The 25,697-nt window shown below is 71.2% G+C and carries 21 protein-coding genes; 2 read left to right on the top strand and 19 right to left on the bottom strand.

The window, feature by feature from the left end; genetic code table 11:
- Positions 1-2: 2 nt before the first annotated feature.
- A complete protein-coding gene (locus HW837_RS34085; protein ID WP_193383542.1) occupies positions 3-311 on the top strand; it encodes a hypothetical protein in 309 nt (102 codons plus the stop codon).
- Positions 312-829: 518 nt separating this feature from the next.
- On the opposite strand, the gene HW837_RS34080 is transcribed toward HW837_RS34085, so the two are convergent.
- The 11 genes from HW837_RS34080 to HW837_RS34030 form a co-directional block, all read right to left on the bottom strand.
- Entirely contained in the window at positions 830-1,324 is a 495-nt protein-coding gene (locus HW837_RS34080; RefSeq protein ID WP_193381145.1) for a DUF6083 domain-containing protein, read from the bottom strand.
- A 147-nt stretch (positions 1,325-1,471) separates the two neighbouring features.
- Positions 1,472-2,068 (bottom strand): SUKH-4 family immunity protein, encoded by a 597-nt coding sequence (locus HW837_RS34075; protein WP_237270500.1) that lies wholly within the window; start codon positions 2,066-2,068, stop codon positions 1,472-1,474.
- Positions 2,069-2,255: 187 nt separating this feature from the next.
- On the bottom strand, positions 2,256-4,571 hold the full coding sequence (locus HW837_RS34070; protein WP_193381146.1) for a xanthine dehydrogenase family protein molybdopterin-binding subunit: 2,316 nt from the start codon (positions 4,569-4,571) through the stop codon (positions 2,256-2,258).
- Positions 4,568-6,481 (bottom strand): 2Fe-2S iron-sulfur cluster-binding protein, encoded by a 1,914-nt coding sequence (locus HW837_RS34065; RefSeq protein WP_193382538.1) that lies wholly within the window; start codon positions 6,479-6,481, stop codon positions 4,568-4,570. Before HW837_RS34065 ends, HW837_RS34070 begins: the two co-directional genes overlap by 4 nt.
- Positions 6,478-7,371, bottom strand: a complete 894-nt coding sequence (locus HW837_RS34060; protein ID WP_045560683.1) for an FAD binding domain-containing protein — start codon at positions 7,369-7,371, stop codon at positions 6,478-6,480. Before HW837_RS34060 ends, HW837_RS34065 begins: the two co-directional genes overlap by 4 nt.
- Before the next feature lie 290 nt (positions 7,372-7,661).
- Positions 7,662-9,344 (bottom strand): beta-N-acetylhexosaminidase, encoded by a 1,683-nt coding sequence (locus HW837_RS34055; protein ID WP_045560684.1) that lies wholly within the window; start codon positions 9,342-9,344, stop codon positions 7,662-7,664.
- 1 nt (position 9,345) lies between these two features.
- The gene (locus tag HW837_RS34050) at positions 9,346-10,188 is read right to left on the bottom strand and encodes a carbohydrate ABC transporter permease (protein ID WP_093791756.1); all 843 of its coding nucleotides are present in this window, start codon (positions 10,186-10,188) and stop codon (positions 9,346-9,348) included.
- Positions 10,185-11,168 carry a carbohydrate ABC transporter permease gene (locus tag HW837_RS34045; RefSeq protein ID WP_093791754.1) on the bottom strand — a complete coding sequence of 328 codons (984 nt, stop codon included), beginning with the start codon at positions 11,166-11,168 and terminating at the stop codon, positions 10,185-10,187. Before HW837_RS34045 ends, HW837_RS34050 begins: the two co-directional genes overlap by 4 nt.
- Complete coding sequence (locus HW837_RS34040) at positions 11,146-12,447, bottom strand: extracellular solute-binding protein (protein WP_045560687.1); 1,302 nt, start codon at positions 12,445-12,447, stop codon at positions 11,146-11,148. Before HW837_RS34040 ends, HW837_RS34045 begins: the two co-directional genes overlap by 23 nt.
- A 228-nt stretch (positions 12,448-12,675) precedes the next feature.
- Entirely contained in the window at positions 12,676-12,957 is a 282-nt protein-coding gene (locus HW837_RS34035) for a DUF3039 domain-containing protein (protein ID WP_005486786.1), read from the bottom strand.
- Positions 12,958-12,986: 29 nt separating this feature from the next.
- Positions 12,987-13,559 (bottom strand): YqgE/AlgH family protein, encoded by a 573-nt coding sequence (locus HW837_RS34030; protein ID WP_045560688.1) that lies wholly within the window; start codon positions 13,557-13,559, stop codon positions 12,987-12,989.
- A 311-nt stretch (positions 13,560-13,870) separates the two neighbouring features.
- Here HW837_RS34030 and murA point away from each other — a divergent pair, with 311 nt between their 5' ends.
- Positions 13,871-15,217, top strand: coding sequence for a UDP-N-acetylglucosamine 1-carboxyvinyltransferase (gene murA, locus HW837_RS34025; protein WP_045560689.1), 1,347 nt, complete (start codon positions 13,871-13,873; stop codon positions 15,215-15,217).
- Positions 15,218-15,384: 167 nt separating this feature from the next.
- Here murA and HW837_RS34020 read toward each other — a convergent pair whose 3' ends face one another.
- The 8 genes from HW837_RS34020 to HW837_RS33985 form a co-directional block, all read right to left on the bottom strand.
- Complete coding sequence (locus HW837_RS34020; protein ID WP_005486790.1) at positions 15,385-15,666, bottom strand: HU family DNA-binding protein; 282 nt, start codon at positions 15,664-15,666, stop codon at positions 15,385-15,387.
- Between the two features lie 270 nt (positions 15,667-15,936).
- Positions 15,937-17,349 carry an NAD-dependent malic enzyme gene (locus HW837_RS34015; protein ID WP_045560690.1) on the bottom strand — a complete coding sequence of 471 codons (1,413 nt, stop codon included), beginning with the start codon at positions 17,347-17,349 and terminating at the stop codon, positions 15,937-15,939.
- Positions 17,350-17,739: 390 nt separating this feature from the next.
- Positions 17,740-20,031 (bottom strand): HelD family protein, encoded by a 2,292-nt coding sequence (locus tag HW837_RS34010; protein ID WP_193381148.1) that lies wholly within the window; start codon positions 20,029-20,031, stop codon positions 17,740-17,742.
- Positions 20,032-20,155: 124 nt separating this feature from the next.
- On the bottom strand, positions 20,156-20,944 hold the full coding sequence (locus HW837_RS34005) for an anti-sigma factor family protein (protein WP_177262082.1): 789 nt from the start codon (positions 20,942-20,944) through the stop codon (positions 20,156-20,158).
- Between the two features lie 29 nt (positions 20,945-20,973).
- Complete coding sequence (locus HW837_RS34000; protein WP_013003188.1) at positions 20,974-21,549, bottom strand: sigma-70 family RNA polymerase sigma factor; 576 nt, start codon at positions 21,547-21,549, stop codon at positions 20,974-20,976.
- 290 nt (positions 21,550-21,839) lie between these two features.
- Positions 21,840-22,430: a CGNR zinc finger domain-containing protein gene (locus tag HW837_RS33995; protein WP_045560693.1), complete on the bottom strand. Its 591-nt coding sequence runs from the start codon at positions 22,428-22,430 to the stop codon at positions 21,840-21,842.
- A 373-nt stretch (positions 22,431-22,803) separates the two neighbouring features.
- Entirely contained in the window at positions 22,804-23,985 is a 1,182-nt protein-coding gene (locus tag HW837_RS33990; RefSeq protein WP_045560694.1) for a uroporphyrinogen-III synthase, read from the bottom strand.
- Positions 23,986-24,218: 233 nt separating this feature from the next.
- On the bottom strand, positions 24,219-25,601 hold the full coding sequence (locus tag HW837_RS33985; RefSeq protein WP_093791748.1) for a nitrate/nitrite transporter: 1,383 nt from the start codon (positions 25,599-25,601) through the stop codon (positions 24,219-24,221).
- Between the last annotated feature and the right edge of the window lie 96 nt (positions 25,602-25,697).

The raw sequence follows: 25,697 nt of genomic DNA, 5'->3' as shown, positions 1-25,697 counted from the left end.
ACATGTCGATGATTGCTGCGCCGCATGGGAAGTGGTTTGCCCGAGTCGAGATCCGTGAGGGAGGCGGCGTAGACGAAGGGGGCTGGGGAGAGCCTGAGCCTGTGTACCTGGAAGTCGTGGCGTGGGACGGCGAGGGACACGCGATGGTCGTGAACTTCGAGGGTGGGTGCCTGCGGAGGGCAAACGAGATCGACGGGTTCTCTGGGCTGGCGACCGCGTTCGAGAAGGACGCTGTGGGGGTGTTGGATGACGAAGGTGGAGACGAGTTCGCGGATCTGGACGACGACGAGGTTGGTGTGGAACAGGGGTAGCCCTCCTGACAGACGCGGGGAGGCCAGGCGTGCCTCTCGTGCTGAGGCCCCCGGCTCACGTGTACGCGAGTAGGGAATGCCACCCCTACCGCTCCGCTGGGTAAGTCGTCGTGCAGCCGTGATCGCCTTGACCCAACGCGTTTCCCCAGCTCAGACTAGGTGTTGTCACAGAGCTGGCTCATATAGCTGCAAAGCGAGTTACGCGGGTTCGATTCCCGCCACGGCCTCCACCTGCCTGGCCAGGCAGCACGAAAGGGGCGGCGACCCGGAAGGGGCGCCGCCCTCTTCGCCGTCCGTCCCGACGCTGCCGGGCGGGTCCGCGGAGAGGCAGGCCGCTACGGTGTGCGACATGGGTGGGGAGTCCACGATCAGGACGCGACCGTGCAGGTGGTGTCAGGCGCCGGTGCGGCAGCCGCCCGGCTGGTGGCGCAGGCGGCGGTACTGCGGCAAGCGGCACCGCCGCTGGTACCGCTTCGTGGATGCCGTGCTGCGAGTCCTGGACAGCCTGTAGCCGTCGGTCACCCCGCGTCCGGCAAGGCTTCCGGGAGGCCTTCCTCGTCCGCCCTTCGCCGTGCCCGGCGGGCGTTCTCCGCGCGTACGGTGTCGAGCCATCGCCACAGGCCGAGCTCCTCCGACTTCAGGCCCGGGCAGGCGATGCGGTGCGGTATGCGGCAGACGGCCCCCGGTGCGGGCTCGTCCTCCCGGCTGTTCCAGCCGACGCCCTGGGAGTCGACGTACCACCGGTGCCAGGCCGGCACCATGTGGGCCGGCGCGGACAGGTCGGGCTCCAGGAGGACGTGGGCGTCGTAGTACGTGGGACGCCGCTCACCGGTGAGCCCGCAGTCGGGGCAGATGGGCGGGGCCGGCGGCTCGGGGCCCGTGGCGCCCTCCACCGCGGCCTGGGCCCGGTCGACGTTCTCCCACGGTCGTGGTGTGTCCGGCGGTGGCTGGCGATGTCCGTCGGCGCCCGACAACCGGACGATGCTCGGTTTGCCCGTGTCCGTGTCCCCCATCGTTCCAGCGTCCGCACGGCACTCGGACACAGGGAGGGCGCAAACAGGGCGCATCAGGGCACGAGGGACGTGGCGGACGTGGCGGACGTAGCGCCTGGTTCCACCGCCCCAGCCGGGACATGCCACGGACCGGATGCGCGAGCGTGGTCAGAGCTCGGCGCACGCCTCGTTGCGCAGGCGTTCCACCCAGCAACCCGTCGCCGTTCTCTCGTGGTTCTCGCGGTGGAGGCGCCAGAGGGTGAAGGCGAAGGTGGAGAGGTCGGCGTCGAGGGGGCAGAGGGTCGACTCGGGCTCGCTCCAGTTGAGGATCGCGCCGGTGGTGCCGTCGACGACGAGGCTGCTGCCCTCGACGAAGTGGCCGAGGCGGATCAAGTGGGCCGCCCGGGACGGGAGTCGGCCGGGGGCAAGCACGTCGGCGCGCTCGTGCGCGTAGTACTCGGCGAGGGTCGGCAGCGGGATGTCCGTGTCGAGGTGGAAGAAGCCGTGGTCCTCGGGCAGGCCCATGTCCCGCAGGAAGCGGCGGGTCGGCTCGTGGGTGAGCGTGGCCGGGAAGTCGAAGTCCTCGAAGCGCCACACCCTGCTCCGGCCGAACTCCTCGTCCAGCAGCAGGGCCGGCAGGTCCAGCGCCAGACCGGAGCGGGTGACCGGTCCCCCGGTCAGCACCGCGAGGTCGTCGACGCGGGTCGGATCGTGCAGGTCACGCAGGTCGTTCAGGTCCGTCAGGCCCATGGTTCCCATCGTCATTGTGCTCACGGCTCCCCCGACACATGGTTCTCAATGTGCTGCCCCCACGGGGATGACCGCGCCGCCGAGCGGTCGTCGTCCCCACTTCCGAGAACCATACGCCGACCCACTGACAACGCCCGCCGTACGCACGAACACGCACCTCAGGGGCTGCGCCGGAGGCCGCCCGCGGCGGCCTCCCCCGGCCCTACGCCCCCGTCACCACCGCCGCCTGCGGGCGGATCGGCAGCCGGTTCACGGGACGGCCCGTGGCCGCCCGTACCGCCGCCGCGATGGCCGCCGGGGAGGTGACCACCGGCACCGCGCTGGCCGCCTTCGCGCCGAAGGGCGCGACGACGTCCCGTTCCTCCACCAGTTTGACGAGCTGGATGTCGGGGGCGTCGAGGGCGGTGGGCAGGGCGTAGCCGGTCAGGTCGGGGTGGCGGACCAGGCCCCGGGGGGTGCGCAGGTTCTCGGTCAGCGCGATGCCCACGCCCTGGGTGACGCCCGCCTCGATCCGCGCGGTGAGCTGGTCCGGGTTGAGGATCCGGCCGACGTCCTGGGCGACGGCCAGCTCCACGACCCGTACGGAGCCGAGTTCGATGTCGACGTCCACCACGGCCCGGATCGCGCAGAAGGCCAGGCCCACGAACGCGTCGCCCTGGCCGGCCTCGTCCAGCGGTTCGGTCGGGTGCGGGCGGCACTGGGCGGTGGCCCAGAGTTCCTTGCCGTCCAGGGCCTCCGCGACCGTGGTGGAGAGCACACCGTCGTACGACGTGATCTTGCCGTCGGTGATCTGGAGCAGCTCGGTGGACATGCCGAACTTGTGCGCCAGGGGCTGGAGGAGCTGGGTGCGGACCATCTTCGCGGCGCGTTCCACCGCGCCGCCGGAGACCCAGGTGTGGCGGCCCCGGCAGCTGGGGCCGGCCGGGGGCTGGTCGGTGTCGACCTGGGCGATGTGGACCTCGTCGATGCCGAGGGTCTCCTGGACGATCTGCCGGGCGAGGGTGGAGAAGCCCTGGCCGGTGTCGACGGCCGCGCACAGCACGGTCGCGACGCCGTCGTGGACCTTCACGGTGGCCGTGGAGACCTCGTCCGCGCCCTCGGCGCCGAGCATGTGGACCATGCCGAGGCCGTAGCCGACACCGCGCCGGACGGCACCCGGCTCGCCCGCGCCCTCGGGGCCGCCGGGGAGCAGCCACTCCTCCTCAGGGGTGTCCTTGGGCAGTGCCGGGAGCGGGAACTCCTGGACGGCCTGGAGGAGTTCGGCGACCGGGGCCGGGCAGGTCACGGACTGGCCCGTCGGCAGCACGTCGCCCGTGGACATCACGTTGCGCATGCGCAGTTCGGCCGGGTCGATGCCGAGCTTCTTCGCGAGCTTGTCCATCTGCGCCTCGTAGGCGGCGCAGACCTGCATGGCGCCCTCGCCGCGCACATGGCCCGACGGCGGGTTGTTGGTGCGCACCGCCCAGCCTTCGATGAAGGCGTTGGGAACGACATAGGGGCCGCAGGCGAAGGAGACGGCGGCGGCCAGCGCCTCCGAGGAGGTGTCGGCGTAGGCGCCCGCGTCGAGCAGGATCTGCGCCTCGACCTTGATCAACCTGCCCTCGGCGTCCGCGTGGTGGCGATAGCGCAGCAGGGTGGGGTGGCGGTGGGCGTGGCCGAGGAAGGACTCCTCGCGGGTGGCCGTGAGCTTCACCGGGCAGCCGGTCTTCAGGGCGAGCAGGCCGAGCGGGAGCTGGAAGCCCTGGTCCTCGCGGTCGGCGGTGGCGCCGGGGACACCGGTGACGACGATCTTGACGCGGTCGGGGGCCAGGCCGTAGCAGGCGGCGGCCGCGTCCCGGTCGGTGTGCGGGTCGGTGGAGGCGACGTACAGCTCGACGCCGCCGTCGGGGCGGGGCACGGCGAGGCCGGCCTCGGCGCCGATGGGGGCGGGGTCCGCGCGGCCGATGCGGTACTGGCCCTCGACGACGATCTCGCCGGCCGCGTCCGGGTCGCCGTGGCGCAGCGGGATGTGGCGGATGAGGTTGCCGTCGGGGTGCAGGGGCTCGGCCTCGAAGGCCTGCTCCGGGTCGATCACCGGGTCGAGCACCTCGTACTCGACGATGACGGCGGCGGCGGCCATCCGCGCGGTGTCGGGGTGGTCGGCGGCGACGGCCGCGATGGGCTCGCCGTGGTGGCGTACGACCTCGGAGGCGAACAGGGGCCGGTCGGCCTTGCCGCGGCCGTGCAGGGCGGCGCCCGGCACGTCCTCGTGGGTGACCACGGCCCGTACGCCGGGCATGTCGCGCGCGTGGGACGTGTCGATGGACACGATGCGCGCGTGCGGGTGCGGCGAGCGCAGCACGGCGGCCCACAGCAGGCCCTCGGCCCACAGGTCGGCCGCGTACGGGAAGGTGCCCTCGGACTTGGCCCGGGAGTCGGCGGAGGGCAGGTTCGCGCCCAGGCCGTGCGGGAGTTGCTCCGGGGCCGGCGCGGCGTCGCCGGGGCCCGCGGGCGTCGCGATGACGGTTTCGTTGCTCACGCCTGGCCTCCGTCCTGGCCGAACGACCGGCCCTGACCGCCGTACGAGTCGTCCGGACCGCCGAAGGACTGTCCCTGACCGCCGTAGGTGTCACCCGGAGCGGCGAACGACTGCCCCTGACCGCCGAAGGTGTCACCCGGACCGGCGAACGACTGGTCCTGCCCTCCGAAGGACTGGTCCTGGCCGCCGTACGACTGGTCCTGTCCGAACGACTGGCTCTGGCCGCCGAACGACTGGTCCTGACCGCCGTACGAGTCGTCCGGGCCGGCGAACGACAGCCCCTGGCCGCCGTAGGACCGGTCGGGGTCGTGCGGGGCCGGCGGGGGTGTCTGCCGGGCGTCGTACGCCGCCGGGTTGACGCCTCCCGCGCCGGGGCCGGCCTGGTGCGGGATGCGTGCCTCGTCGGCGTCCGCGGCGGCCTCGTTCTCGGCGGCCGTGTTCGCCGCGCGCTCGGCGACGACGTCACGGACGGCCGCGAGGACGCCCCGGTAGCCGGAGCAGCGGCAGAGGTTGCCGCAGAGCGCCTGGCGGGTCTCCAGGTCGGTGGGGGCGGGGTTGCCCTCCAGGAGGTCGTGCACCGTCATCGCCATGCCGGGCACGCAGAAACCGCACTGCACGGCACCGCACTTGGCGAGCGCCCGCTGCACGTCCGAGGGCTGCCCGTCGGCGGCGAGGCCCTCGACGGTGCGCACCTCGCTGCCGGCGGAGGTGACGGCGGGCACCAGGCAGGACGCCACGAGCCGGCCGTCGACCTGCACGTTGCAGGCGCCGCACTCGCCCTGCGAGCAGCCGTCCTTGGCGCCGGCGAGGCCGAGCCGCTCGCGCAGCACGTAGAGCAGGGACTCGCCGATCCAGGCGTCGCTGACGGGCCGCTCGGTGCCGTTGACGCGCAGGACGTAGGAGGCGAGGGGGTGGTCGTCGTGCGGGGGCGGGGTCGGGGCGGGCTCCTCGGCGGCGGCCGGGTCGCCCTCGGCCCCGGAGGGCTCGACGGGCCCGGCGGACGCGTCGGTCCCCGCGGCCTCGGTCTCCGCGGGCGCGTCGGTGGCCGTCTCCGGCTCCTCGCTCCGCTCGGGGCCGCCCGGGGTCTCGGCGTCGGCCCCACCGACCGGCCCAGCGGGCTCCTGGGCGCCTTCCGGGGTCCCCCCGGCGGTCCCGGGGCCCGGGCCGGCGTACGCGCCCCCAGGAGCGGCGGAGGCCTCCCGGGAAGCGTCCGGGGCCGTGCCCGGCGTGCTCTCCCCCGGCGCGTGGCCCTCGGCCGGGTGCTCGTCGGCCGTGGGCCCGTCGGTCCGGGCGGGGGGCGGCGGCGCGGTCCACGCCGTGCCGATCTCCTCCGTCGCCCAGGGCGCGGCAGCACCGCCGGGGAGCGTGGCGGGCGGGGTGCCGCCCCACTGCTCGACCAGGGCCGAGGTGGTGAACTCACCGGATTCGTCCGGAAGATCACCACCGGCGACCGGAATCGACCACTCGCCGGTCACATCGTGACCGGGAGCGGTGCCTTCCGGCGCGGCCGGCTCCTCGAAGGTCCACTGCCCCGTCGAGCCGGGGTTGTACGAGAACCCGTGCTGCGTCGGCGGCGAGGGCTGCCCGGCGTTCGGGTCGTGCCACTCGGCACCCCCGGCCGGCATCGCCCAGGTGCCCGGCACGGACGGGTCGGTCCCGGCGGTGTGGGCCGTGTCACCGACCTGTCCCGTGTGGGCCGGGTTGATGGAGTTCGTCGCTATCTGCGGCGGGACATAGCCGTGGCCGGGCGCTGCCAGCGGGCTGTCGGCGGCGAGCAGTGCGTCGATGCCCCCCTCGGGGAGCTGGACGAACGTGGTGGCGCCGTCGTCGTAGTCGCCCTGCGGCAGCCGCTCCCAGCCGCCCTGGCCCCCCTGCTGCGGGGTGCCCTCTCCGTGCTGGTCGTCGGTCACGACAGTGCCCTCCCCAGTGCTCGTCGGGCCAGCGCGGCGACGGTGCGCCGCAGATGCAGTACGGCGGGCGGAAGCGGTGCCACGGAACCGTCGACCTCGGGGGCCGGGTCCGGGATGCAGGCGGCGGCGACGTACTCGCCGAAGGCCTGGAGCGCCTCGGGCACCAGGGTGCGCTCGCCGTCCCAGTCGATCAGCTGACCCACCCACGCCTCGGCGTCCAGCGGGCGCAGCGGCATCGGCGCTATGGCTCCGACGGCGCACCGCACCCCGCGCCGGGCGGGGTCGAGGACGAGGGCGACCGAGGCGACCGCGCGGCCGGGGCCGGTGCGCCCGGTGGCCTTCAGGAAGACCTGGGGGGCGTGCAGCAGCGGCACGCGCACGAAGCCGATGAGTTCGCCGGGCCGCAGCATCTCCATGCCTGCCAGCAGGTGCGAGACGGGCATCTCACGGCGGGCCCCGCCCGGGCCCGCGATGATCAGCGTGGCCTCCAGGGCGGCGAGCACGGGCAGCGCGTCCCCGGTGGGGGCGGCCGTCGCGATGTTGCCGCCCAGGGTGCCGGCGTTGCGGATCTGCGGTGGTCCGGCGGCGCGCGCGGCCGCGGCGAGCGCCGGAATGAGCGCCGCGAAGTCCGGGCGCCCCATCCGGGCGTGCGTCAGTCCCGCCCCCAGGAGTGCATGGCCGTCCTGGTACTGCCAGCCGCGGATCTCGCTGATCCGGCTGAGGCCGACCAGCGCGGCGGGCCTGAGCTGCCCGGAGTTGACCGCGGCCATCAGGTCCGTGCCGCCCGCCACCGGAACCGCCCAGGGCATGGCGGCGAGGGCCGCCACGGCCTCGTCCAGCGAGCCGGGCAGGGTCACGGCCTGCGCCGCCTGCGGTGCGTGCGTGGTCAAACCGGCTGCCCCTTCCCGCTGCCCCACCTGGTCCCCGCCTGTGTTGCCGTACGGTACGTGCTGACAGGGCGGACGTGGCAACTCTGGCACATTCTCGCGAGGCCCGAACGCGGGGGTCCGCTAGGAGGCATTCGCCCACGTCACCCGAGAGATGGTCCGTTTTGGCACGTCATAACCAATAGGCGCGCATTGACCCCTTCCGGCGACTCTCGCACCCGTTGTCCCACTCGTTCCCCGTGCCGCCACCGTCGCAGGGCACGCGCTTTCGGTCCTACGCCTTCGCCGCCGCCTCACACGTTCGGGGGCGCCCCCTCGATCGGACGTCCGAGCACCCCGGGTCGCCGCTGCCACGGACGCGGGCCCGAAAGCGGCCGATAACCGACCCCCAGGGCGTCAAGTCGCGCGCAGTGGGCCGTCGTCCGCCGTTCGAAGTCGCCGAAGTCACGCTCGGCGGGGGCCGGCAGCCGGCTCCAGGCCACCTCGGCGAAGGCCGCCAGACGCGGGTAGGTCTGGTAGTCGACGCGCGCCTGGTCCTCCATCACCTCGGTCCACACATTGGCCTGGGTGCCCAGCACGTGCCGGGCCTCGTCGCCCGTCAACTCCGGTGGGACCGGCTCGAACCGGAAGACGTCCTCCAGGGTGCGCACCCAGCCGATGGGCACCGGCTCGTCGGGGCCGCCGTCCTGACGGTGGTCCAGATACACCTGCTGCTCGGGGCACATGACCACGTCGTGCCCCATACGGGCGGCCGCGACCCCGCCCGCGTACCCCCGCCAGGAGGACACGGCAGCCCGGGGCGCGAAGCTGAAATTTGTCGCCTCACCTCCGGCTCGGCTCCCGCCCTCCAGGATCTCGTCCCATCCGATCAGGCGACGCCCCCGCTCCGTCAGCCAGTTGTCGAAGTGCCGGACGAACCAGGACTGGAGCGCGTCCTCGTCGGCGAGCCCCAGCTCCCGGATCCGGGCCTGCGCGGCGGGCGACGCGCGCCACTGGTCCTTGGGGCACTCGTCGCCGCCGATGTGCACGAACGCCGAGAACGGCGCCGCGTCGGCCGGAAACAGCTCCAGGACCTCCTCGAACACCCCCTCGTAGAAGCGCAGGGTGCGGTCGGTGGGCGCGAGGACGTTCTTGTTGATGCCCCAGGTGTCCCAGACGCCGAGCGAGGCCGTGTCGACGACGTCGGTGTTGCCGAGCTCCGGGTAGGCGGCGATGGCGGCCTGGCTGTGCCCCGGGACGTCGATCTCGGGGACCACGGTGATGTGCCGCCGCGCCGCGTAGGCGACGATCTCGCGGAGGTCGTCCTGGGTGTAGTGGCCGCCGTGCGGCTTGTCCTCCCACAGGGGCGAGGCGCGATGGCCGAATTTGGTGCGCGCCCGCCACGAGCCGACCTCGGTCAGCCGGGGGTACCTCTTGATCTCGATCCGCCAGCCCTGGTCGTCCGTCAGGTGCAGGTGCAGGACGTTGAGCTTGTGCGCGGCCATCAGATCCAGCTGGCGCAGGACCCCGTCCTTGGGCATGAAGTGCCGGGCGACGTCGAGCAGGAGGCCGCGCCAGCGGAAGCGGGGGGCGTCCTCGACGGTGACGTACGGCACGCTCCAGACGCGGTCGCGGCCGAGCGGGGCCCTGCGGTACGCCTCGGGGCCGAGGAGCTGACGCAGCGTCTGGGCGCCCCAGAAGACACCGGCCGCGTCGCCTCCCTCGACGAGGACGCCGGAGGAGTCGCTGACGAGGCGGTACGCCTCGGGGCCGAGCCCGGGGTCGATCCGGAGCCGGATGCCGTCCCCTCGCGTGTCGTCGGGCTCGTGTCCCTCGCGCAGCGGCAGGCCGGTGGCGTCCCGCAGCACGGTGCCCAGCCAGTGGCCGACGTCCTCGGTCCCCTCACGGGCGTGGAGCCGGGAGAGCGCCGTCAGCCGTACCTCGCCGGCGGTGGCGTCGAGGGCGCGGGGCGCCGGAATCAGATCGGGGTCGCGCACATCAGTCCTTGACCGCGCCGCCCAGTCCGGAGACCAGCCGCCGCTGTACGAGTACGAAGAAGACGAGCACCGGGACGGTCATCACCGTGGACGCCGCCATCACGCCGCCCCAGTCCGGATCCTCCGGCTTGTAGAAGACCAGGAGGGCCATCGGCAGGGTCGACTGCGAGGTGTCGCTGATGATGAACGACTTGGCGAACAGGAAGTCGTTCCAGGCGGAGATGAAGGAGAAGACGCTGGTGGCGACCAACCCCGGGAGGACGAGCGGGAAAAGGATCTGCCAGAGGAATCGGGAACGGCTCGCCCCGTCGAGATGGGCCGCCTCCTCCAGCGCCTCCGGTACGGCCTTCACGAAACCCCGCAGCATCCAGATCGCGAACGGCAGCGAGAAGGCGATGTGCGGCAGGATCAGCGCGCCCAGGGTGTTGAGTTGACCGAAGTCCCGCATCTGGAAGAAGAGGGGGATGGTCAGTGCCTCCACCGGAACCATCTGGGCCACCAGGAACATGATCAGCAGGGTGGTCCGGAATCGGAAGCGGAATCGGCTGACCGCCGTCGCGGCGAGAAACGCGATGAGCGCGGAGGCGACGACCACCGTGCAGGCGACGATCAGGCTGTTGACGAAGTAACGGCCGAATTCCTGCTGCCCGAAGACCCGGCGGAAGGAATCCAGGGTCGGTGCGAGGGTCCACGGCCGGGGCTCGGACGACTCGATCTCACCCGCCGGCTTGATGGCGCTCAGCACCATCCAGTAGAGCGGGAAGGCCACCACGACCGCGATGACCAGGGCGGACGCCTCCGCGGCGAGCCGCCAGGGCCGCCGTGGGAAACCCGGTGAATTCACAGCTCCTCCCCTTGCCTGCGCAGCAGTCGCAAATACACCAGGGTGATCGCCAGCAGAATCACCAGCATCACCACACCGATCGCCGAACCGAGGCTGTACTGGGAGGACGCGAAGGCCTTCTGGTAGGCGTACACGTTCAGTACGAGGTTCTGGCCGGCGATTCCGCCGCCGCCCGTCATCACATAGATCTGGGTGAAGACCTTGAAGTCCCAGATGATCGACTGAATGGTGACGACGACAAGGATGGGGCGGAGCATCGGCGCGAGGACCGACCGCCAGATCCGCCACTGCGAGGCGCCGTCCAGGGCCGCGGCCTCCAGCACTTCCGACGGTACGGAGCGGATGCCCGCGTAGACGGTCACCATCACGAACGGGAAGGAGCACCAGACCACTTCGAGCAGGACGAGGAAGAAGGCGCTGTACCGCCCGTACGTCCAGGAGTGATCGCCCAGTCCCAGGATCCGGTTGACCGGCCCGAAGTCCGGGTCGAACAGCAGCAGCCAGACCGTGGAGCCGGTGATCGCCGGGGTCGCCCACGCGCCGAGCGCCGCGAGCATCAGCGCGAGCCGAGGCAGGGCCCGTACTCGTGTCAGCAGGACGGCGAGCGCACACCCGACGGCGAGCGTGGACACCACGCACGCCGCCGCGAAGAGGACAGTGGCCAGCAGCACCCGCCAGAACTCGGCGTCCCCGAACAGCTCGGTGTAGTTCCCGAACCCCTGGAAGGTGGCCGGTTCCCCACCACTGACCTGCGCCTGCGTGTACTCGAAAAGCGATATCAGCCCGAGCTGATAGACGGGATAAACAAGCAGCCCCCCAAGAACGACAAGAGCGGGGGCAAGATAAAGCCAAGGGGTGGCGGCGCCCCGACAGGGGCGCGAGGAACGGCGCGAGAAACCACGACGCCCCCGAGGCCGCCCACGCACCGCACCCCCCACCCCCCGAGGCGCCCCCCGCTCAACCGGCGGAGCCGAACGCATCGTTCATCCGCTTCGCCGCGTCCCCGGACGCCTTCGCCACGTCCTTCTTGCCGCTGACGACCTCCTGGAACATCGTCGGCAGCACCAGCGACGCGTCGATCTGCGCCCACGCCGGGGAGGCGGGCACGAACTTGGTGCCGGAGGACAGCGTCTTGACGAAGGGCTCGATGAACGGTTCCTTCTCGGCCGCGTCGGCCCGTACGTCCGTGTACGTCGGCAGGAAGCCCATCGCGTCGAAGAGTTCGCCCTGGGTCTCCTTGGACGTCAGCCGCTTCATCAGGTCGACGGCGAGGGTGCGGTGCGTGGTGCTCTTCAGGACGCCGACGTTGTTGCCGCCCGCGAACGCCGGGGCGACCGAGCCGGACTTCACGCCCGGCAGCGGTACGACGGCGTACTTGCCCTTGACCTTGCCGGCCTCCACGGCCGCGTGGCTGAAGTCGCCGCCGATCGCCATGCCCGCCTTGCCTGCGGCGAACGCGGTGACGGTGTCGTTGCCGCCCATGCTCGCGCACTTGGCGGCGGGGCAGTTGTCGTCGCCGAAGAGCGAGGTGTACGCCTTGATGCCCTTCTGGGCGGCCGCGCTGTCGATGGTGGAGGCGTACGAGCCGCCCTTGCCCTCGGCTATCTCGCCGCCGTTGGCCCAGACGAACGGCATGGCGCCGTAGGTGTAGGCACCGCCGACGACGAGGCCGTACAGGTCGGGCTCGGCGGCGCGGATCCGCTTGGCGGTGGTGGCCAGCTCGTCCAGGGTCTTCGGGGGTTCGAGGCCGAGTTCCTCGAACACGTCGGTGCGGTAGTACAGGGCGCGCACGCCGACGAAGAAGGGGGCCCCGTAGACCTTCCCCTCGACCGTCACGGACGTCTTGGCGGTCGGGTCGGAGGACTTGGCGTCGGACCAGGCGTTGAACTCGGTGGTGACGTCGGCGAGTCCGCCGTCCTTGACGTAGCCGGCGGTGTCCGTGTTGCCGTACTCGATGACGTCGGGGGCGCTCTCGGGATCGTTGAAGGCGGCCTTGATGCGCTGGGCGCGGGTCTCGACGGGGATGTACTCGACCTTGACCTTCGCGCCGTCGTGGGCCTTCTCGAAGGCGGCGACGACCTTGTCGACGACCTTCTGCTTCGGCTCGTTGCTCACCTCCTGGAAGAGCCACACCCGCAGGGTGCCGGTCTTCTCGTCCTCCTTGGCGGAGGAGTTGTCGGAGGTCTGGGGGGCGCAGGCGGTCAGCCCGGCGAGGGCCAGTGCCGTGACGGGCGCGGCGAGTCGGGCGGCGAGCTTCATCGAGCGAATCCTCCGGAGGGGGGAGCGGAGCGTTGCATTCTCTGCAACGGGCGTTCTGCTCTACACAACACACCGGAGGCTATGGAGTACATGAACATGACCACAAGAGGTCTCAACCACCTTGTGATCCAAAGAAGCGTTCCCTGCAACGGGGTTCAGCACAAAGGGCACGACAAAGCCCGGGGGGCGCCTGTCTCGCAGCGCTCCCCGAGCCGATCGCGCCCTGGGTTACTTCTTGCCGTCGCCCTGGTCGTCGCCGCCCGCGCCGAGGGACTCGAAGATCTCCTTGCACATGGGGCACACGGGGTACTTCTTCGGGTCGCGGCCCGGGACCCACACCTTGCCGCACAACGCCACGACGGGCGTGCCGTCGAGGGCGCTCGCCATGATCTTGTCCTTCTGGACATAGTGGGCGAAGCGCTCGTGGTCGCCGTCGCCGTGCGACGTCTGCGGCGTCGGCTCGACGAGGGTCCCCGTACCAGTACCGCGCTCGGGCTCAAGAGTGCTCATGGAGCCAAGGGTACTGAAGCGCACCCGCATCAGTTGAGCGAAGGGTCGTCCGGATAGGTGGCCACCATCGCGAGTTCGCTGCGCTGGCGGCGCAGGACCTCCCGCCAGAGCCGTTCCGGGCAGGGGCAGGAGACGTCGCCGGGTTCGGACTCGACGACGTACCAGGCGCCCTCCGCCAGTTCGTCCTCCAGCTGGCCCGGCCCCCAGCCCGCGTACCCGGCGAAGATGCGCAGCGAGCCGAGCGCGGAGGCCAGCAGCTCCGGCGGGGCCTCCAGGTCGACCAGGCCGATCGCGCCGTGCACCCGCCGCCAGCCGAGCGGGGTCCGGTCCACGGAACCGCCGCCGGGGATCACCGCGACCCCCAGCGCCGAGTCCAGTTGCACCGGACCGCCCTGGAAGACCACCCCGGGTTCGCCGGCGAGATCCGCCCAGCCCTCCAGGATGTCGCCGACGCCCACCGGGGTGGGCCGGTTGAGGACCACGCCGAGCGAGCCCTTCTCGTCGTGGTCGAGGAGCAGCACGACAGCGCGGTCGAAGTTCGGGTCCGCCAGGGCGGGCGTGGCCACGAGCAGCCGCCCTGTGAGCGAGGACACCTCGGTCATGCCAGACATGATCCCGCATCCCGCCCGTGTAGGGGGAGCCAATGTCCGCAGTGGAGTGCGCGCAGCTCACGGCGCAGGGGAGCCGACGGGGCGCACGGGCGGCGCGGTGACCCCCCGTGGCGGGTGATGAACGGTTCGTGTTGTGGCGAATCCATGACGTGGCTGAGAAGCACTTGGGCTTACGGAAGGGGGGTGGGCGGCGATTACGCTAGCTCTCCGGCTCGCGCCGCGCCGACCCCCGCACCACGGGTCCGTCGGCCGTTCGCCCACGCCGCACCCGCCTCTGCCCAACTCCACGGAACGCGAGATCCATGACCGTCAACGGCTCTGACGACGTACTGCTTGTACACGGCGGCACCCCGCTCAGTGGCGAGATCCGTGTCCGCGGTGCGAAGAACCTCGTACCCAAGGCCATGGTCGCCGCGCTGCTCGGCAGCGGTCCGAGCCGGCTGCGCAACGTGCCCGACATCCGCGACGTACGCGTCGTGCGCGGACTGCTGCAGCTGCATGGCGTAACGGTCCGCCCGGGCGACGAGCCGGGCGAGCTGGTGATGGACCCGACGAACGTGGAGAGCGCGAACGTCGCCGACATCGACGCCCACGCCGGCTCGTCGCGCATCCCGATCCTGTTCTGCGGCCCCCTGCTGCACCGTCTCGGCCACGCCTTCATCCCCGGCCTCGGCGGCTGCGACATCGGCGGCCGGCCGATCGACTTCCACTTCGAGGTGCTGCGGCAGTTCGGCGCGAAGATCGAGAAGCGGGAGGACGGCCAGTACCTGGAGGCGCCGCGGCGGCTGCGGGGCACGAAGATCCAGCTGCCGTACCCGTCCGTGGGCGCCACGGAGCAGGTGCTGCTGACGGCCGTCCTCGCGGAGGGCGTGACGGAACTCGCGAACGCGGCGATCGAGCCGGAGATCGAGGACCTGATCTGCGTCCTGCAGAAGATGGGCGCCATCATCGCGATGGACACCGACCGCACGATCCGCATCACCGGTGTGGACTCGCTCGGCGGCTACAACCACAAGGCGCTCCCCGACCGCCTGGAGGCCGCCTCCTGGGCGTCCGCCGCGCTGGCGACCGAGGGCGACATCTACGTCCGCGGCGCCCAGCAGCGCTCGATGATGACGTTCCTGAACACCTACCGGAAGGTGGGCGGTGCCTTCGAGATCGACGACGAGGGCATCCGCTTCTGGCACCCGGGCGGCCAGCTGAAGTCGATCGCGCTGGAGACGGACGTCCACCCGGGCTTCCAGACCGACTGGCAGCAGCCCCTGGTCGTCGCGCTGACGCAGGCCACCGGCCTCTCCATCGTCCACGAGACGGTCTACGAGTCCCGGCTCGGGTTCACCTCCGCGTTGAACCAGATGGGTGCGCACATCCAGCTCTACCGCGAGTGCCTCGGCGGCTCCGACTGCCGCTTCGGCCAGCGCAACTTCCTGCACTCGGCGGTCGTCTCCGGCCCCACCCGGCTGCAGGGCGCCGACCTGGTCATCCCCGACCTGCGCGGCGGCTTCTCGTACCTCATCGCGGCGCTGGCGGCCCAGGGCACGTCCCGGGTCCACGGCATCGAGCTGATCAACCGCGGTTACGAGAACTTCATGGAGAAGCTCATGGAACTCGGCGCGAAGGTCGAACTGCCGGGCAAGGCACTGGGCTGACAGCGGCGGACCGCGCCCCGTAAGGGGCGCGGGGAACTGCGCGACCAGCCACGACGGACCCGCAGCCGTGTACGCACGACGATGGGGGCGGCACCTGGTAGACCAGGGCCGCCCCCATCAGGCGTTCTACGCGCGCCACACCATCCCCGGAAGGACGGACGGCAAGGTTACTTGCCCTTCGCCGCTTCCTTGAGCTTGCTGCCCGCGGAGACCTTCACGCTGTAGCCGGCGGGGATCTGGATCGGGTCGCCGGTCTGCGGGTTGCGAGCGGTGCGAGCGGCACGGTGGGTGCGCTCGAAGGTCAGGAAGCCGGGGATGGTGACCTTCTCGTCGCCCTTGGCGACGATGTCGCCGACGACCTCGGCGAACGCGGCCAGCACGGCGTCGGCGTCCTTGCGGGTCACCTCGGCGCGGTCGGCCAGCGCGGCCACCAGCTCACTGCGGTTCATGTTGTTACTCCCGTGTTCTTCTTGCCGTTGAGGCGGACCCGGGTCCGTCGTCAGACCCTCGCGCCCAGAAACGCATCCTGCACTCACCTGCGGCGGGAAAGCCAATCCGGCACCCCTGGGGAGTCACACGAACACCCTTGGGAGTCACATGCACGCCCATGGGAGTCATGGCAGGCCTGAGCTTGGCCGCCACACTAAAGGGCGGCGCAAGCCCTCCGGCCCCGCGACGCGCCGAGGGCGCGGGGCCGTGGCCACCGTCACAGCGGGGGTTCAGGCCGAGGCCGCCGCCTTCGCGGCCTCGCGGACCGCCCCGGCGACCGCGCCCGCGACCTTGTCGTTGAAGACGCTCGGGATGATGTAGTTCGGGTTCAGCTCGTCCTCGGTGACGACGTCCGCGAGGGCGGTCGCGGCGGCGAGCATCATCTCCGTGTTGACGGTCCGGGACTGGGCGTCGAGGAGACCGCGGAAGACACCCGGGAAGACCAGCACGTTGTTGATCTGGTTGGGGAAGTCGGAGCGGCCGGTGGCCACGACGGCGGCCGTCTGGCGGGCGACCGCGGGGTCGACCTCGGGGTCGGGGTTCGCGAGCGCGAACACGATGGCGTCGTCGGCCATGGCGGCCACGTCGTCGCCGTCGAGGACGTTCGGGGCGGAGACGCCGATGAAGACGTCGGCGCCGCGCACGGCCTCCTTGAGGGTGCCCGTGAGGCCCTCGGGGTTGGTGTTGTCGGCGATCCAGCGCAGCGGCGAGTCGGCGGCGGCGTCGACCAGGTCGGCGCGGTCGCAGTGCACGACACCGTGGATGTCGGCGACGACGGCGTTCTTCACACCGGCGGCGATCAGCAGCTTGAGGATGGCCGTACCGGCCGCGCCGGCGCCCGACATGACGACGCGGATGTCCCCGATCGCCTTGCCCGCGACACGAAGTGCGTTGGTGAGGGCGGCGAGGACGACGATCGCGGTGCCGTGCTGGTCGTCGTGGAAGACGGGGATGTCGAGGGCCTCGCGCAGCCGGGCCTCGATCTCGAAGCAGCGGGGCGCGGAGATGTCCTCCAGGTTGATGCCCGCGAAGCCGGGGGCGATGGCCTTGACGATCTCGACGATCGCGTCGGTGTCCTGGGTGTCCAGGCAGAGCGGCCAGGCGTCGATGCCGGCGAACCGCTTGAAGAGGGCCGCCTTGCCCTCCATGACGGGCAGCGCGGCCTTGGGGCCGATGTTGCCGAGGCCCAGCACGGCGGAGCCATCCGTCACGACCGCAACGGAGTTGCGCTTGATGGTGAGGCGGCGGGCGTCCTCGGGGTTCTCGGCGATCGCCATGCAGACGCGGGCCACACCGGGGGTGTAGATCATCGAGAGGTCGTCACGGTTGCGGATGGGGTGCTTCGACGCCATCTCGATCTTGCCGCCGAGGTGCATCAGGAACGTACGGTCGGAGACCTTGCCGAGCGTCACGCCCTCGATGTGCCGCAGCTGCTCGACGATCTCGTCGGCGTGCGCGGTGGAGGTGGCGGCGATGGTGACGTCGATGCGGAGCTTCTCGTGGCCGGAGGCGGTCACGTCGAGGCCGGTCACCGAGCCTCCGTGGGACTCGACGGCTCCGGTGAGCTGGGAGACCGCGGTTCCGCTCGCGGGCACCTCCAGCCGGACCGTCATCGAGTAGGAGACGCTGGGCGCCGTTGCCATGGCCGACTTCCTCTGCTTTCGCGTACTTCTGCTACTGCGTTTGCTGCGTTTTGCCGTCCGATCGTCGCACCTACCGCCGAGTAGGCGTTAGCCGTCCGGGGTTGAGAACGTTTTGTTCTCAACGAGAAGAGGTCCACGTCACATTCGACGTGGACCTCTTCGTACGTTCAGTGGCACCGACCCGCCATGCTCGCCTCGCGGCAAGTGGTCGCTCGTAGCGACGAAGGTTGGGCCCGGGGGCTTGGATCGAGCCGGTGCCACCACCAAGGCTAACAGGCGCCCCGGAGTTCGGGGAGTTGCCGGTGCGTCGGCGGGTGCGGGTGGTTCGTGGTTGCTCGCGCAGTTCCCCGCGCCCCTGAGAAGCAGGGGCCGCGCCCCCTGCCTCTCGTCTCAGTCGCGCAGCAGGTCGGGGACTCCGTTCGCGTCCGGGTCGTCGCGGTCCGCGGAGACGACCGTCAGTTGCTGGGTCGCCCGGGTCAGTGCGACGTACAACACACGCAGCCCCGCCGGGGACTCGTCCGCGATCTCCGCCGGGGAGACGACCACCGTCGCGTCGTACTCCAGGCCCTTGGCCTCCAGGCTGCCGAGGGCGACGACTCGGTCGCCGAGGCCGGCCAGCCAGCGGGCGGCCTCCTCGCGGCGGTTCATGGCGACCACCACGCCCACCGTGCCGTCGACGAGGTCCAGCAGGCGCGCCGCCTCCGCGCGGGCCGTGCGGGCGAGGGTGTCGCGGGCGGCCGTGACGAAGCGCGGCTGGACGCCGGTGGAGCGGACCGCCGAGGGGGACTCGGAGCCCGGCATGGCCAGCGCCAGCACCTTCGCCGCCAGTTCGGCGATCTCGGCCGGGTTGCGGTAGTTGACGGTGAGCGTGAAGCGGCGGCGCGGGCGGGTGCCCAGGGCCTCGTCGCGGGCCTCGGCCGCCTCGTCGGGGTCGGACCAGGAGGACTGGGCCGGGTCGCCCACGACCGTCCAGGTGGCGTGGCGGCCGCGGCGGCCCACCATGCGCCACTGCATCGGCGTCAGGTCCTGTGCCTCGTCGACGATGACGTGCGCGTACTCGGTGCGCTCCTGGGCCAGCCGCTCGGCCCGCTCCCGCTGGGTCTCCTCGCGTACGGGCATCAGCTCCTCCAGGCCCGAGAGCTGGTCCAGCGGGTCGAGCTCGCGCTTCTTCCTGGGGCGGGCCGGGAGGCCGAGGATCGCCTGGAGTTCGTCGAGCACGGCGATGTCGTGGACCGAGAGGCCGTCCCGCTTGAGGGAGCGGGCGACCCGGCGGACCTCGCCCGGGTTGAGGATGCGGCGGGCCCACCGGCCGAGGCGGCGCTCGTCGGCCATGGCGGTGAGCACGCCGCGCGGGGTCAGCTCGGGCCACCAGGCGTCGAGGAAGGCGATGAACTCGTCCTCGCTCGTGATGTCCTCGTCGAAGGAGGAGCGCAGCTCGGCGGCCAGCTCCGGGTCCGTGTGGCGGCCGGCCGCGCCCGATCTGTCCCAGAGGGCGTCCAGCAGCAGCTTGCGCGCGCGGGGGCGCAGCAGGTTGACGGGGGCCGTGCCGCCGAGCGCGTTGCGGCGGACGCGCTCCAGGTCGGGGGCCTCCAGTTCGAGGCGCCGGCCGAAGGCGACGACGCGCAGGCGGGTGGGTGCCTCGCTCGACTCCAGGACGCCCCGGGCGGCCTTCCGCAGCACCTTGAGCATGCGGTACGAGCCCTTGGCGCGGGCCACGGCCGGGGAGTCGTACAGGGTGGCCTCGGCGCCGTCGACCAGGGAGCCGATGGCGCGGATGGCGACCTGGCCCTCCTCGCCCAGGGAGGGCAGGACGCCCTCGGTGTAGGCGACCAGCAGCGGGGTCGGGGAGACGATCAGGATGCCGCCCGCGTACCGGCGCCGGTCCTGGTAGAGGAGGTAGGCGGCGCGGTGCAGGGCGACGGCCGTCTTGCCGGTGCCGGGGCCGCCCTCGACGTACGTCACGGAGGCGGCGGGGGCCCGGATCACCAGGTCCTGTTCGGCCTGGATGGAGGCGACGATGTCGCGCATGGTGTGACTGCGGGCCTGGCCGAGGGCGGCCATGAGGGCGCCGTCGCCGATGACGGGCAGCTTCTGGCCGTCGAGGGTGGCCTTCAGCTCGGGGCGCATCAGGTCGTCCTCGACACCGAGCACCTTGCGGCCCTTGGAGCGGATGACCCGGCGGCGGACGACGCGGCCGGGGTCGACCGGGGTGGAGCGGTAGAAGGGGGCGGCCGCCGGGGCCCGCCAGTCGATGACCAGCGGCGCGTACTCGGAGTCCAGGACGCCGATACGGCCGATGTGGAGCGTCTCGGCGATGTCGGCGGTCCGGTCGGGGCGGACCGCGCCCTCGGCCGGTTCGACGGCGGTGTAGGCGCCGTCCGGGCCCTTCTTGCCGTCCTTGCCGAGCAACAGGTCGATCCGGCCGAAGAGGAAGTCCTCGAACTCGTTGTTCAGGCGGTTCAGATGGACGCCGGCCCGGAAGACCTGGGCGTCCCGCTCGGCGAGCGCGCCGGGCGTGCCCACCTGACCACGCTTGGCCGCGTCGTTCATCAGGAACTCGGCCTCGTGGATCTTCTCCTCGAGGCGCCGGTAGACCCGGTCCAGATGTGCCTGTTCTACGCCGATCTCCTTCTCACGCACCGAGTCGTGAGCGGAGTCGAGCGTTTCCTGCTGGACGGCCACCCGGGCCCCCTTCTGACGTGCTGGGCAGCCGTCCACCGTACGCGAAAAGGACCCCGTCAGGCTATGCGCCCGACCGGGGTCCGTCCGCTGCTTGCCGCGAGGAGTGGCGTTTCGCCTCGACGGGCTACGCCTTGACCGAGACGAGCTTCTTGCCGCTGAAGGTCAGGACCTCGAAGTGGTCGATCTCGTCGGGGGTGAAGGCGGCGCCGCCGTGGACGTAGAGCGGGTTCCTCGCCTGCTCGGTCTTGGCGTTCTTGATGCCGTAGCCCCACTCCGGGACGGACCAGGAGGTGACCGTCTCCCGCTCGCCGTTCTTGCCGACGGCGATCAACGAGCACTTCTCCGGACCCTTGACGTTCTTCAGCTCCAGGACCGCGTGCGTGCCCCAGGCCTTGGACTCCATGCCGACCGTGGCGCTGACCTGGGTGGACGCGTCGGTGGAGGAGACCTTGTCCTTCGCCTTCATGTGCGAGAAGGATTCCTGCGCCGCACTGAGCACGTTGGCGTTCTTCGGCGCCTCGTCCCCGCCGCCCGTCGTCGCGAACACCGCCGTCGGGCCGCCGACGATCAGGGCGACACCGGCCGCCAGCATGAAGAAGTTCCGTCGGCTCTTCTTCGCGCGGTGCTGGACGACCTCGCCGACCAGTCGGTCCGCGAGTCCGGTGGACGGTTTCGCCGACAGGGACTCGCCGATCGCCGGCGTGCCCTGGGCGGCGGGCAGGTCGGCGAGCGCGGCCAGCATCGGTTCCATGCCGGCCAGCTCGTCGAGCTGTTGTCCGCACCACTCGCACGTGGCGAGATGCATCTCGAACTGTGTGGCCTCGGCGTCGTCCAGTATCCCGAGGGCGTACGCGCCGACGGTCTCGTGGATGTTGTCGCCGGAACCTTGGGCTCCTTGCACAGATCCGGGCATTCCCGGTCCATACCCCCCGTAGATGTTGCTCATGCCGTCACCCCGCGCTCCTCTAGAGCCAGCTTCATCGACCGCAGGGCGTAGAACACCCGGGAGCGGACGGTGCCACTGGGGATGCCAAGCGTCTCGGCCGCCTCATTGACCGTACGCCCTTTGAAATAGGTCTCGACCAGGACCTCCCTGTGGGCAGGGGTCAGGTCGTCCAGCGCGTCCGACAGTGTCATCAGCCACAACGCCTTGTCGATCTCGTCCTCCGCGGGGATGACCTCCAGCGGCGACGGGTCGACCTCCTGCGGCCGGGCCTGCCGGCTGCGGTGGCCGTCGATGACGATGCGACGTGCGACCGTCACCAGCCAGGGGCGTACCGATCCGGTCGCTCGATTGAGCTGACCGGCGTTCTTCCAGGCCCTGATGAGAGTTTCCTGCACAACGTCCTCGGCACGCTGGCGGTCGCCCGCGACCAGACGCAGCACGTACGCGAGCAAGGGTCCAGCGTGCTCGCGGTACAGCGCGCGCATCAGCTCCTCGTCAGGCTCTGAGGGCTGCGATGCGCGATGTCGTGCCCTGTGCGGGCGTTCATCGGCCACAGCGGAATCCTTGCGCACGGCTACCTCCGGTGTCCGGGGGTTCCCCCAGTCGGTCGCTCACATCGGGATACGTAGGTAACCAGTTGTGTGTTCAGAGTTGAGCCACAACTTTCTCGATTAAACGCGGGAAAGATGAGGCTGGTGAGGGACAAGTGCATCCATATCCGCGCTTAAACCGGCACGCACGGGCGGGAATTGTGAAGACACCCGCGCCGCGATGTGAAAAACAGCACTGCTGCTTCTTTACGGCTGGCCGGGGTTTGCCCAACTTCCCGGCTGGGTAGGGCGGGTGGGCATTTCGGTGCCAACTACGCGCGGGCGCGGGCCAGGTCGGCCCGGCGGCGGTGGCGGGCCACCCGTTCCCGGTTCCCGCAGATCTCGCTGGAGCACCAGCGGCGGCGCCGGCCGCGGGAGGTGTCGACGTACACGACGGGGCAGTTGTCGCCGGCGCACTGGCGCAGGCTCGCGCAGGCGTCCGGGTCGGTGAGCAGCTCCACGGTGTCGCGTGCGATCAGGGCGAGCAGGGCGGCGCGGTCGGGGGCGCGGTCCAGTGCGCGGACGAGGGTGCCGTCGGTGGAGCGGACGGCGCGCGGGGCCGGAGTCGCCGCGCGGGCCAGGTCGTTGACCCTCGCCAGGGAGAGGTCGACGGCGCGGGGGTCCGGGGCGCGGTCGGGGGTGGGGCGGACCAGACGGGCGATGTGACCGCGAAGTTCTCTGAAGCCGAGCAGCCAGTGGGGGGTGATGTGGTCGAGGGGGGTGGCCTCGGGGACCAGGTGGGCGGCGGTGATCCAGGTGCGCAGGGCGGCCGGGGTGTGGAGTTGTTCCTCGGGGTGGGTGGTGGTGAGGAAGTCCAGGCAGAGGTGGCCGCAGTCGAAGCGAGGGGGTTGGGGGTGTGCCATGTGCCTGTCACCGCCCTTGGGTTGCCGACCGGCAGGGGTGCGCTTGAGGGGGTACCTACCCCTTACAGTGCCTGGGCGCACGTGGTGGGGGAACCTCCGGTGCGCGGTGGGGTTTGATCGCCCCCGCCGCCCCTACCCGTCCCTCCCCCACTCTCGGCTTCGCTCGAGCGGGAGGTGCCCCCACCAGGGGCTGCGCCCCTTTGACCCCCAAGCGTCCGTCCGGTGGGGCTTCTCGCGCAGTTCCCCGCGCCCCTGAAGAGCAGGGGCTGCGCCCCATGCTCTTCGGCCCGTAAGGCCGGAGGCCTTTCAGGGGCGCGGGGAACTGCGCGACCAGCCCCCACCGGACCCGCAGTCGAGTCCGCGGCTCGAACCCCTACGCGTCATATTTCGCGTCCGCCGCCGGGTCCAGGGCCAGGCGGTAGCCGCGCTTGACCACCGTCTGGATCAGTTTCGGCGTGCCCAGGGCCGTGCGGAGGCGGGCCATCGCCGTCTCCACGGCGTGTTCGTCGCGGCCGGCGCCGGGGAGGGCGCGGAGGAGGTCGGAGCGGGGGACGACCCAGCCGGGCCGGCGGCAGAGCGCCCGGAGCAGGGACATGCCGGCCGGCGGGACGGGGCGCAGGGCGCCGTCGACGAGGACCGCGTGGCCGCGGATCTCCACATGGTGGCCGGCGATGGGCAGCGTGCGGGCACGGCCGGGGAGTTCCTTGCAGAGGAGCTGGACGAGCGGGCCGAGGCGGAAGCGTTCGGGCTGGACCGTGTCCACTCCGTGGGCCTGGAGCGGCAGGGCGGTCACCGGGCCCACACAGGCGGGGACGACGTCGTGGTTCAGCGCGTTGAGCAACTCCGGGAGCAGGCCCCGGTCTTCGGCGCGGGAGAGCAGGGACGCCGCCGCGGGGGCGCTGGTGAAGGTGAGGGCGTCGACGCCGCGGGCGACCGTCACGTCGAGGAGGCGGTCCATGGGGGCGATGTCCTCGGGGGGCATCCAGCGGTAGACGGGGACGCCGACCACCTCCGCTCCCCCGGCGCGCAGGGACTCCACGAAACCGGGGAGCGGTTCGCCGTGCAGCTGGACGGCGACCCGGCGGCCCTCGACTCCGTGCTCCAGCAGCCGGTCGAGCACCTCGGCCATGGATTCGGAGGAGGGGGACCACTCCTCCGTGAGACCGGCGGCGCGGATCGCGCCCTTCACCTTCGGTCCGCGCGCCAGGACCTCGACGCCCCGCAGCCGGTCGATCAGGGCCTCGCCCAGGCCCCAGCCGTCCGCCGCCTCGATCCAGCCGCGGAAGCCGATGGCCGTCGTGGCCACCACGATGTCGGGTGCCTGGTCGAGCAGGTCCTTGGTCGCGGCGAGGAGTTCGCTGTCGTCGGAGAGCGGCACGATGCGCAGGGCGGGGGCGTGCAGGACCGCGGCTCCGCGGCGCTGGAGCAGCGCCCCGAGTTCGTCGGCCCGGCGGGCGGCGGTGACGCCCACGGTGAAACCGGCGAGCGGCCCGTGTTCGGTCCGCGCCGCCCTGTCCGTGCCTTCAGTCCGGTCCGTCCGGTCCATCCGATCCATCAGAACCGTCCTGTCTGGTCGATCGGCTCGATCTGATCGCTCGGGTCGCTGCTGTTCGTCGTACATGGCTCTCGTCCCGCAGTCGAGTCGTTGCACTCAGTCGAAGCGCTGTGCGTGCGGGTGCACCGATTGGCGCGCCCACATGCCGAACGAGCCTGTCAACGGTGCGTGACAGGCTCGGTTCGGCTTGATGTCGCTGGTGTTACGTCACACGTGTCACGGCATGGGCGATGTCACACCTCGGCGTAGCTGAGCTGCGGCTTCGACTCCGTCGTGGCGGTCGTCGCAGTGGCGTTCGAGGTCGTTCGACGAAGGTATACGGCCCAGGTCACCGCGAAGCAGAGCCCGTAGAAGGCGAGGAAGGCGACGAAGGCGCCGGTGCCGGAGCCCACGGAGAGGAAGGACTGCCGGAAGGCCAGGTTGATGCCGAGGCCGCCGAGGGCGCCCACCGCGCCGATGATGCCCATGGAGGCACCGGAGAGACGGCGCCCGTAGGCCGCGGCCTCCTCGCCCTCCAGGCCCTTGGCGAGCGCCTTGGCCTGGAAGATGCCCGGGATCATCTTGAAGGTGGAGCCGTTGCCGAGGCCGCTGAGGACGAAGAGCACGATGAACGCGGTGGTGAAGAGCGGCAGCGACTTCTGCATGGAGGCGATGACGATGATCCCGGTGGCGGCGGCCATGCCGACGTAGTTCCACAGGGTGATCTTGGCGCCGCCGTACTTGTCGGCGAGCGCGCCGCCCACCGGCCGGATCAGCGAGCCGAGCAGCGGGCCGATGAAGGTGACGTACGCGGACTCCAGGGGCGTACGGCCGAACTGGGTCTGCAGGACGAGGCCGAAGGCGAAGCTGTAGCCGATGAAGGACCCGAAGGTGCCGATGTAGAGGAAGGACATGATCCAGGTGTGGCCCTCCTTCACGGCGTCCTTCGCGGCACCGGTGTCGTTCTTCACGGACGCGATGTTGTCCATGTAGACGGCGGCGAGGACCGCGGCGAGGACGATGAAGGGGATGTAGATCCCGAGCAGGACGCGGGGGCCGCCGGAGGCGCCGATCACGGCAAGACCGATGAGCTGCACGACCGGGACACCGATGTTGCCGCCGCCCGCGTTGAGGCCGAGCGCCCAGCCCTTCTTCCTGAGCGGGAAGAAGGCGTTGATGTTCGTCATGGAGGAGGCGAAGTTGCCGCCGCCGATACCGGCGAGCATCGCGCAGATCAGGAACGTGTTGAACGAGGTCCCCGGCTCCATCACGACGAAGGCCGCGACGGTGGGGATCAGCAGCAGGCTCGCGGAGACGACCGTCCAGTTGCGTCCGCCGAAGATCGCCACCGCGAAGGTGTACGGGATGCGGACGACGGCGCCGACCAGCGTGGCCATCGAGACGAGGAAGAACTTGTCGGCCGGGGTGAGCCCGTACTCGGGGCCCATGAAGAGCACCATCACCGACCACACGGTCCAGATGGAGAAACCGATGTGCTCCGAGAGGACGGAGAAGAGGAGGTTGCGACGGGCGACCTTCTCGCCGGTCTCGTTCCAGAAGGCCTCGTTCTCCGGGTCCCAGTGTTCGATCCAGCGGCCTCCCCTGCTCGATGCGGGGGCAGTGCTAGGGGCTGTCATGACGCCTCCACGTTCTCCGGGCTCCGGTGTCGCGATGCGGTGATGAGGGGTGATGAGTCCCGAAGGTAGGGAGGGCGCGTTTCCTGGCTGTGGCAC

Source organism: Streptomyces caniscabiei (assembly GCF_014930365.1).
Lineage (GTDB): Bacteria > Actinomycetota > Actinomycetes > Streptomycetales > Streptomycetaceae > Streptomyces > Streptomyces caniscabiei.
The sequence above is the reverse complement of the archived record's forward strand: the minus strand, read 5'-3'. Positions and strand labels throughout refer to the sequence as shown.